The organism is Collinsella sp. UBA1693 (genome assembly GCF_002320115.1).
Classification (GTDB): domain Bacteria; phylum Actinomycetota; class Coriobacteriia; order Coriobacteriales; family Coriobacteriaceae; genus Collinsella; species Collinsella tanakaei.
In genome coordinates this window covers 34,563-44,626 of the sequence record NZ_DCJT01000007.1, presented here as the reverse complement: position 1 = coordinate 44,626, position 10,064 = coordinate 34,563, and the positions used below count along the sequence as shown (strand labels likewise).

The following is a 10,064-nucleotide window of genomic DNA, read 5'->3' as shown; positions in this document are numbered from 1 at the left end:
TCGAGTCCTACTCGAGGAGCCAGACCTTTCACCCCGTTCCTTAGGAGCGGGGTTTTTTATTATTTATCTAGACAGCCAACTGCTCAACCGTTTTTACGGGATCACGACCAGGCAGTTTAAACCCTCCACTTAGCTAAAAAGCAAAACGCCCCCAACGCGCCCTCAACCATCTCCTCTATAGGGCTGTGCAAAATAATGCCTTAGTACGAGAAATCCGGTGTGTCAAAAAAGCCGTTATTTGTCCCAGCCCGGTTCCGCACTAAGCGATTATTTGACACCCGCAGTTCGTAAAGTAATCTACGACACCCTCTTGAAGTCGCACGGCAAACCTCCTGCAGAAGAGCGCCTTCAGATAAGCGCCTCGATACAAAAAGAACCCCGGAAAACCCGGGGTCCCGAAGGGCATCAATATGATTTAGCTCTCGATATAGTCCTTGAGCTTGCTCGAACGGCTGGGATGGCGCAGTTTGGCAAGAGTCTTAGACTCGATCTGACGGATGCGCTCGCGCGTCACGCCAAATTCGCGGCCAACCTCCTCGAGAGTGCGGGGATGGCCATCGACGAGGCCAAAGCGAAGCTCGATAACCTTGCGCTCGCGATCGGCAAGAGAGTCGAGAACCTGGGTGAGCTGCTCCTGAAGCATCGAGAAGCTCGCTGCCTCAGGGGGAACGACGGCCTGGGAGTCCTCGATGAAGTCACCCAGCTGAGAATCCTCTTCCTCACCAATAGGCGTCTCCAGGGAGACGGGCTCCTGTGAGATCTTCTGAATCTCGCGAACGCGATCTGCGCTCATATCCATCTCGGCACCGATCTCCTCCGGGGTTGGGTCGCGACCCAGATCCTGGAGCAGCTGGCGCTGCACGCGAACGAGCTTGTTAATCGTCTCGACCATGTGCACGGGAATACGGATGGTACGGGCCTGGTCGGCGATGGCGCGCGTAATGGCCTGGCGAATCCACCACGTAGCATAGGTGGAGAACTTAAAGCCCTTCTCGTAGTCAAACTTCTCGACCGCGCGAATAAGGCCAAGGTTGCCCTCCTGGATAAGGTCCAAGAACAGCATGCCGCGACCAACGTAGCGCTTTGCGATGGAAACGACCAGACGCAGGTTTGCAGAGATAAGAGCCTGCTTGGCCTCAAGGCCAACCTGCTCGACGCGGGTAAGACGTCGCATCTCGGCACGAGTGAGCTCGATCTCGCCCGCATCCGCAGCCTCAAGCTTATTGGAAGCCTCAAGGCCAGCCTCGATTTTCATAGCGAGGTCAACCTCATCGGCAGCGGTCAGCAGATCGACCTTACCGATCTCCTTGAGATACATGCGAACCGGGTCGCCGGTGAGCATTACCGTGGACGCATCGATGCCGCGGGCGCGATTGCGCGAACGAGTGGTGCGAACACGGGACTTCTTCTTGGGCTTCTCCGACGCCATCTCGGCGTCCGCCATCTTGGCGACCTTGACGTCGTGATCCTCATCGCTCTCATCGTCATCCAGGCTCACATCGTCCAGATCGCTGACATCATCCGGATCGAGAGCGGCGTCTTCGTCATCGTTTGCCGTGACGATCTCAACACCGCGGTCGCGCAAGCTTCGATAGATGGAGTTCAGCTGTGCATCGGAAACGTCGACGTCCTTCAGTTCGATCTGGATGTCGTCCTCGGTAACCGAACCCTTTGTGGCTGCCTTGACAAGCAGGTTTCCTACATAGGAATCGAGCTCGCTACCGGTGCTCTCCGTCTTTTTAGGCACAGAATCTCCCTTCATAGCACATAGGACACATTACTTTAACACACTCGACTATACCCAGCCAGACTCTTTGTCAATCCGTTGGATATTTCTACAGATTCCTAAATGGGTCGGCAACGCCCTCGACAGCCTTGGCGAGCTCCCTTGCGCGGGCAGCGTCCTGCGTCGCCTGGATAGTCATCGCACGCCTCTCTTCCGCCGTCAGGTTCTTGTCGCTGCGAAGCCTCGACTGACTCGCTTTCATACGGCGGCGCAACGTGAACAGCTCAAGGCTGTCAAGCAAGAAGGCGATGTTGGTCTGCGTGGGATGCTTGCTCGTCGCATCGATGGTGCCCGCGCTTACCAGCTGCGCCGCATCCGGGCAGACGGCCCGCGCGGCGGCCATGACGTCTTGGGGCGACGTACCCTCAGGCGTGGCGAGCACGGCCCACGCGATAGTCTCGTTCCTTGGCTCCACCCACTCGATCTCCGTAATCCGCTCTGCATTGGGACGAAAATCATCTGGATAGGCGGTCAGAAGCGTCAAGAGCTCCCTCTCGCATGCCAGGGAGCGTCGCTCCAAATCCGTTAATGCGACCGCAAATTGATGGGCGGGCGCAGGTGCATAAGCTTCCCCGGCATCCGGATACGGCGCCTCGTCCGCATACGGCGCGTCCTCATAGGCATCCAAGGGCACATAGTCGTAAGGCTCTCCCCCGTCGATCGGAGCCGATACAACGTCTGTCGGCGCTGAGGAGCCGGTCATGCTCCATGCGCCCTGCGAGGCCGCGGGGGCGGCCAAAGAGCCGCTTCGCGATCGGGATGCATCGGAGCGATAGGACGAGGATTCCCGATCGCGGCGCTGCCGCTCATAACGCTCCGCGCGGCGGGCGGATGCCTCCTCCTCTTTCTGCACATCCCTAAAGACGCGCGGCGCCACATCGCGCACCATGTCCACATCGACACCGATCCTGTCTGCGATCTGCATGAAATACGTATCGATCACGTAACTCGACCGCAAGGGATAGATGAGCCTGCACGCGTCCTCCAATGCCCTGGCGCGTCCGCCCGGGGTGGATGTGTCGCTGCGCTCCTCTAGCTTGCGGTACACAAAGTCCATGAGCGGTTCGGACGCATCGAGCATGTCGCGAAGCGCTTGGCCGCCAAACTGGTGCACAAAATCGTTTGGATCCAGGTTGTCGGGCAAAATGACGCAGCGCAGATCGACCGAATCCTTCTCGATAAACTGAATCGCGCGCTCAGCGGCCTTCTGGCCCGCGGCATCGCCGTCAAACAGGTAAATGATCTTTTTTGCAAAGCGCGTCAACGTTTTAACGTGATGCTCCGTCAGCGCCGTTCCCAGCGTTGCCACCACGTTGCCAAGCCCAGCCTCCCAACATGCGATACAGTCCGTATAGCCTTCAACCACCACGGCCTCACCCTGGGCGACGATATGCTCCTTAGCCCAGTTAAATCCATAAAGGTTGCGCTTTTTATGGAACAGCGGGGTCTCGGACGTGTTGAGGTATTTCGGCTCGCCATCGCCCGTGATGCGGCCACCAAAGGCAATGCATTTCCCCTGCTCGTCAAAAATAGGAAACATGACGCGCTCATAGAATCGATCGACCAGCCCGCCGCCGCGACCTGTAAACGCAACGTTGGCATCGATCATCTCTCGAGGAGTAAATCCCTTTTGGGAAAGATGGGCGACCAGCGTGTTGCGCCCAACAGAATAGCCAAGACGATAACGACGGCACACGTCCGCAGTCAGCCCGCGGTGCGAGCAGTACTCCCTTCCACGCCCATCTTTGCCCCTCATCAACATGGTGTGGAAGAACTGCGACGTCTCTTCGCACACGTCGATGAGGCGGGAGCGCTTGGTGCCCTTGCGAGCCGGCCCCTCATCCGAGATTTCTATGCCAGCACGCTCCGCGAGGTAGCGAATCGAATCGGGAAAGCTTAGGTTTTCGCGCTTCATGGTATAGGTAAAGACGTCGCCGCCCTCCCCGCAACCAAAGCAATGCCATACCTGCGTGGATGGAATGATGTGAAACGACGGGGTCTTCTCGCCATGAAAAGGGCAACAGCCCCAAAACTCGCTGCCGCGCGGCTTGAGCTCGACCGTTTCTTGGACGAGCTCCACTAGATCCGTTGCCGCCCTAACCTTATCTTTATCTTCATCGCTAATCATGGGCAATCCTTATCGCCGAGTCGCCATGAAGGCGCGAGACCGTTTCGATATCGCCGTTGACAACCTCTATGAGCTGAGCGATTGATTCAAAATGGCATGAAGGCCTGAGTCTTTTTGTAAACGAGACCTTAAGGTCTTTGCCGTACAGGTCGCCGGAGAAACCCAAAAGGTTTGCCTCAAGACGAGCGGACCGCTTGGATTGGGCGAACATAGGCGGAATCCCAACGTTCACCGCAGCGGGCCACACGAACCCATCCAGATAGGCGTAACCCGCGTAGACCCCATCAAGCGGCAGCTGAATCATGGGATCCACTATGACATTGGCGGTGGGAAAGCCCATGCCGGTCCCCTGCCCGCGGCCGGAACCAACGGCACCGCGAACAACGTAGGTGCGCCCCAGCTCTCGGCTCACGTCGTCGATTTCGCCCTTGGACAGCAAAGAGCGAATGCGCGTCGCGGTTACGGCGACCCCTTGGTCAGAAACAAGGTCGTGCCCAAATACCTCTATGGAACGCTGCGATCCCCAGCGCGCGATAACGTCGACGTTGGACGCCCCGCGTGCGCCAAGCCTGAAATCCGAACCAACGTGAATAGAGCGGATATCGAGGTAAGGCGCAAGAACGCCCTCGAAAAAACCCACGTGGTCAAGCGCCGCGACGGACCTATCGAAGGGGACGACGAGCACGGCGTCGACGCCGCTTAGGGAAAGCGCGCAAAGACGGTCCTCGACTGACATGAGTTTAAGCGATGGGTTGCGAGACACCACCTGATCGGGATCGGGATCGAACGTGACCGCGACGGAAATGGTGCCGCGACGGCGAGCGTCCTCCACCGTGCGGGCGAGCAGCTCGCTGTGGCCAACATGTAGACCATCGAATACGCCGATTGCGATCGATGCGGGCGCAGGCCCATCGAATCCATCAAAGAAGCCCTCGCCGATGCGTCGCACGCCGGCAGCGCGCGCACCGACCAAAAAGTCGCGTCTTAGTTCGGCGATCGAATACGTCATCCACGCACCCCTTCAATACCTTGCGGAAAAACATGCTCCATCTTGAAGCGGTCGCCGTCGACCCGAGCGACGGCCCTCAGCTGCCCTGCGTGCACAAGCGCCACCTGGCTGCCGTGATCGACAGGCAATCCGTTGGGAGCAGAAATGGATCTACCCAGCAGCACGTCCTCAAGTTGCTCATCGCAGATCGAAGAGGCATGTAGATTCAGAGCTGCCACGGGATCGAGCGCGCGCTCGCGAGCCAACTTTGCATCCAAACCATCAACCGCCAGGCACTGGCCGATGCCGACGCCGCCGGAAGCGGTCCTCCTTAGCGCCGACACGTGGGCAGCGGATCCAGCCGCGCGGCCAATGTCGCGGGCGAGCGCTCGGATATATGTACCCTTGCTCACGCTGAACGCGACGGTCCAAACCGGATTTCCAGACTCAGGATCCAAAGATATCGAGATGAGGTCGGCTGCGGAGACTTCGATGGGTCGAGCGGGCAGAACCACCTCGTCCCCCGAACGCGCGCGCTTGTAGGAGCGCACGCCGTCAACGGAGATAGCCGAGAACGCGGGCGGAACCTGTTCGGATGCGCCGAGGAATCCCGACAACACGCGACGGGCGCCCTCTTCGTCGAACAGGGATTGATCGGGTTCCACCGTGCGGGTCGGCTCTCCTTCCGAATCATCCGTATTGGTCTCGTATCCAAAATTGATGTCGGCGATATAGCTTTTTGAATCAAGCGTGAGCATGCCGAGCAAACGCGTCGCCTGGCCAACGCCGATAATCATGACCCCCGTAGCCAGTGGGTCAAGGGTTCCTGCATGACCCACCCGACGCTCGTGCACCGCTCGGCGCACCTTTGCGACGACGTCGTGAGAGGTGCAGCCGAGCGGCTTGTCGACTGCGAGGAGCAGGTTCAAGTCTGCGGGTTTGCGCTTTGCCATAAGTTGTGCATCACCTATCGACGGGCGTTGGTTACCAATTCATCGAGTTCGGGCAGGAGGGTATCAAGCGCCTCCTCCACCGTTCCGTAAAACGTAAATCCCGCTGCGGCAGCGTGTCCGCCGCCATTATGGGCCGACGCGATATGGGAGATATCCAACGAACCCTTAGAGCGAAGGTTGCCGCGGATAACGCCCGACTCGTTCTCCTTCAAAAACAGGCAGACCTCAGAGCCCTGGACGGAGCGGACGACGTCGACCAAGCCATCGCATTCGTCGGACGAGACACCACATGAAGCCAGATCATCGGCATAGGCGTAGCTATAGGCCACTCGTCCACCGGCGATTGCCTTGATACGGCCCATCACGATCGATTCAAGCCGTAAATATTCGATGCGCTGGCTTTGATAGACCTCGAGCGCGATGCGCGCGGGCTCCGCGCCGGCGTCGACAAGACGCGAAGCGCATGCAAACGCCGACGGGTCGGCGTTTTGGTACTGGAACCTTCCCGTATCGGTAACAAGACCGGTAAGCAGGCAGGTAGCGATTTGAGGAGACCTGGGATAGCCGGCGGCTTCGAGGAGCTCTTCAACAAGAACGGCCGTCGCAGCGGCGCTGACCACGCGAACGGCTGCATCACCAAACTCCTCGCGTGAAGGATGGTGATCGATGACCACGCGGCCGCGGGAACGCTTTGCGACAACGGCGGAGTCCGCCAGCCGCCCAAGCGTAGGGCAGTCCACGGAAATGAACAGGTCAGGAGTCTCGTGATACTCGGCGGCAGGAACCATCATGTCCGAACCGGCCATAAACCGGTAGACGCGCGGAACAGGCGCTCTATCCGCAAGCAAGAAAACGATCTTTTTAGAAGGAAAGTTCTCGCGAAGGGAGAGACCGAGACCAAGGGCGGAGCCCAGCGCATCGCCATCGGGATTGGTGTGTCCCGAAATAGCGATGGTCTGGGCGCCCTCGATGCAATCTATAACGCTCCCCCACATGTCGGGGGTAGTGTTCCGCGCGAGACAACAAGAAGTGCTACTCATGCGACTCCTGGTCATCGTCGTCTTCGATACCCGCATCGAGTTGGTCCAAGCCAAGCTTGGCGCGAAGCTCGGGAGCGAGCGGGTATCCTTCCTCGTCCTTCTCGACGTCGATAGTCTCCGGCGCGTTCTCAAGAGCCCTCGCGATGCGCTCCGCCTCATCGGTGGAGCGGTCGATACGAAAATCGAGCTCGGGAGTCACGCGCCAATCCAGAGACCGGGCGAGAAGGCTGCGGATGCGGCCCTTGGCTGAGCCAAGGGCCTCGAGGACCTCTTCATAGCGGTCCCCATCGCAGCTAACGAACACGCGGGCAAAAGAGCGATCGATGGAGACTTCCACGCCGGTGAGCGTTACCAGGTCGAGCCTAGGATCGGAAACCTCGAACAGCAGGATGTAGCCCAGCTTCTCACGAAGCTGCTCGCCAAGCCTGCGAGTGGCGTTGTTCTGCTTCACGCTTGCCCTCCTTATTTACTCGGTACGAGCGACCTCGACGATCTTGTAAGCCTCGAAGATGTCGCCGACCTTGATGTCCTGGAACTTCTCGATACCAAGACCGCACTCATAACCGTTCTTAACGGTCTTGACATCGTCCTTAAAGCGGCGCATGGAGCCGAACTCGCCGTCGAAGATGACGACGCCGTCGCGAACGACGCGGACCTTGTCGTCGCGGCTGATCTCGCCCTCGGTAACCATGCAGCCAGCGATGAGTCCTGCCTTGGGAACGCGGAACGTATCGCGGACCTCGGCGCAACCGGTCTGGACCTCCTCCTCGGTGGGAGCAAGCATACCGATGCGGGCGGCATCGATGTCCTCGATCGCCTTGTAGATGATCGAGTAAGTCTTGATCTGCACGCTCTCCTTCTCCGCGGCGTCGCGAGCCTTACCCTGCGGACGGACGCCGAAGCCGATGATGATGGCGTTCGACGCGGCGGCAAGCGAGACGTCGGTCTCGGAGATGGCGCCGACGGCGGAGTGGATGATGTTGATACGGACCTCGGACTGGTCCATCTTGCCGATGGAGTCGGCAAGCGCCTCGATGGTGCCCTGGGTGTCCGCCTTGACGACCAGGTTGAGCTCCTTGAGCTCGTTTTGGCTCATCTCCTCGAACAGCGTCTCGAGGGTGACGTGCTTGACCTTGTTCTGCTCCTCGATACGGGCCTTGAGAGCGCGCTGCTCAGCAAGGTCGCGAGCATCGCGGGCGTCCTCGAAGACGCGGAACTCGTCGCCGGCTGCCGGAACCGAGTTGAGACCGAGGATCTCGACGGCGTCGGAAGGACGCGCCTCGTCCTTGTGCTCACCGTGCTGGTCGAGCATGGCGCGAACGGAGCCGTAGCTCTGACCCGCGACGATGGTATCGCCAACATGCAGCGTGCCGCGCGTGACGAGCAGCGTGGCGACCGGACCGCGGCCGCGATCGAGCTTTGCCTCGATGATGTTGCCGGAAGCAAAGGTATCGGGGTTGGCCTTGAGCTCGAGAACGTCAGCCTGGAGAAGGATGGTCTCGAGCAGCTCATCGATACCGATGTTCTTCTTAGCGGAGACGTTGACGAACATGTTCTGTCCGCCCCACTCCTCAGGGATGATGCCGTACTCGGTCAGCATCTGGCGGACCTTATCGGGGTTGGCCTCTTCCTTATCGCACTTGTTAACAGCGACGATGATGGGCACGCCGGCGGCCTTGGAGTGGTTAATAGCCTCGATGGTCTGGGGCATGACGCCGTCGTCGGCAGCGACCACCAGGACAACGACGTCGGTAATCTTCGCGCCGCGGGCGCGCATGGCGGTAAACGCCTCATGGCCCGGGGTGTCGACGAACGTGATCTTGCGGCCGTTGATCATGACCTCGGAAGCACCGATGTGCTGGGTGATGCCGCCGGCCTCGCCGCTCCAAACGTTGGTGTGACGGATGGCGTCGAGCAAGCTGGTCTTGCCGTGGTCGACGTGGCCCATGACGGTGACCACGGGCGGACGGGGCTTGAGGTCCTTGGGATCGTCGTAGAAGCTGAAGGAGTTCTCCTCCTCGGCGGTGACGATGCGAACCTTGCGGCCCATGTCGTCGGCGACGAGCTCAACCAGTTCATTGCTCATGGACTGCGTCATGGTAAGCGGGGTGCCCAGCAGGAACAGGCGCTTGATGATGTCGTTAGCGGAAACATCGAGGGCCTCGGCGAGCTCTGCCACGGTGACGCCCTCGGAAACCTTGACGGCGTCGAGATCCTCGGGGTTGATGCCCTGGGCGATAGCCTCCTCGAGCTTCTTCTCCTGCTTCAGCTGCTCCGCCTCGCGCTCGCGCTTCTCCTTGCGCTTCTTGCGGCGACCGGTAGACTCGCGGGACGCCTCCTCGACGGCGGCTCGAGCCTCCTCGAGGACCTTCTCGCGGCTGTACTCTTCCGCCTCGCGAGCCATGCGGGCGTAACGGTCTTCCTCAACGTGAGCGGAACCCTTGCGCTTCTTACCCTTGCCACCCTTATCCGGGGACGGGAAGTCGACGTTGCCGGGAACAGCGGGGGCGGCGTTGCTGCGGCGACGATGAGCAGGCGCCTCGTTCGTCGCGGAACCGCGATCGGAACGCTCGCCGCGCTGGCCGCGCTGGCCACGGCCCTTGCGCGCGGGTCGCTCGGAAGCGGAAGCAGCCTGCTTCTTCGCGTCCTCTTCCTTCTTCTCCTTCAGGACGGCTTCCTGAGCCGCGATCTGATCAAGCAGGGAGCGGAAGCGGGAGCCGGAATCCGATGCCGGAACAGCACGACGCTTGGCCTCGAGCTCCTCGGCGGCGATGCGCTCCTTCTCCTTGCGGGCAGCCTCGCGGGCAGCCTCCTCGGCTGCGGCGCGGGCGGCCTCCTCGGCGGCCTGGGCTGCGAGGGAGAGTCGACGCTCCTCCTCGCGACGGGCCTCGGCGGCGATGCGCTCCTTCTCGGCCTCCGCCTTAGCAGCGGCCTCCTCGGCTGCAGCAGCCTGCTGCTCGGCAATCTTCTTCGCCTCGATCTCAGCAGAACGGGCCTCGATCACCGGGGCGAGCTTCTTCTTCACCATGGAGACGTATGCGTCTTCGAGTGCAGACGAAGCGGACTTCGCCGGGATCTTCATTTCTGCGAGCTGGTCGAGCAGCTCCTTGGAAGTCATTCCAAATTCTTTAGCAAGGCTTGATACGCGAACCTTCGCCATACGCCTTTC

7 protein-coding genes are annotated in these 10,064 nt (G+C 60.2%); all 7 read right to left on the bottom strand.

All coding sequences use genetic code 11. The features are described 5' to 3' along the window. Window positions 1–415: 415 nt before the first annotated feature. The 7 genes from rpoD to infB all read right to left on the bottom strand — a co-directional run bounded on the left by rpoD (window position 416) and on the right by infB (window position 10,055). A complete protein-coding gene (gene rpoD, locus B3H65_RS03740; RefSeq protein ID WP_286684183.1) occupies window positions 416–1,747 on the bottom strand; it encodes an RNA polymerase sigma factor RpoD in 1,332 nt (443 codons plus the stop codon). Window positions 1,748–1,835: 88 nt separating this feature from the next. Further along, window positions 1,836–3,914 (bottom strand): DNA primase, encoded by a 2,079-nt coding sequence (dnaG, locus tag B3H65_RS03735; protein WP_286684182.1) that lies wholly within the window; start codon window positions 3,912–3,914, stop codon window positions 1,836–1,838. Next, window positions 3,907–4,923: a riboflavin biosynthesis protein RibF gene (gene ribF, locus B3H65_RS03730; RefSeq protein WP_286684181.1), complete on the bottom strand. Its 1,017-nt coding sequence runs from the start codon at window positions 4,921–4,923 to the stop codon at window positions 3,907–3,909. The genes dnaG and ribF overlap by 8 nt, the downstream gene beginning before the upstream one ends. After that, a complete protein-coding gene (gene truB, locus B3H65_RS03725; protein WP_286684180.1) occupies window positions 4,920–5,855 on the bottom strand; it encodes a tRNA pseudouridine(55) synthase TruB in 936 nt (311 codons plus the stop codon). Before truB ends, ribF begins: the two co-directional genes overlap by 4 nt. Before the next feature lie 14 nt (window positions 5,856–5,869). Next, window positions 5,870–6,895 carry a DHH family phosphoesterase gene (locus B3H65_RS03720; protein ID WP_286684179.1) on the bottom strand — a complete coding sequence of 342 codons (1,026 nt, stop codon included), beginning with the start codon at window positions 6,893–6,895 and terminating at the stop codon, window positions 5,870–5,872. Next, the gene (gene rbfA / locus B3H65_RS03715) at window positions 6,888–7,346 is read right to left on the bottom strand and encodes a 30S ribosome-binding factor RbfA (protein WP_009140559.1); all 459 of its coding nucleotides are present in this window, start codon (window positions 7,344–7,346) and stop codon (window positions 6,888–6,890) included. Before rbfA ends, B3H65_RS03720 begins: the two co-directional genes overlap by 8 nt. A gap of 15 nt (window positions 7,347–7,361) precedes the next feature. Next, entirely contained in the window at window positions 7,362–10,055 is a 2,694-nt protein-coding gene (gene infB / locus B3H65_RS03710; RefSeq protein ID WP_286684178.1) for a translation initiation factor IF-2, read from the bottom strand. Window positions 10,056–10,064: the final 9 nt, after the last annotated feature.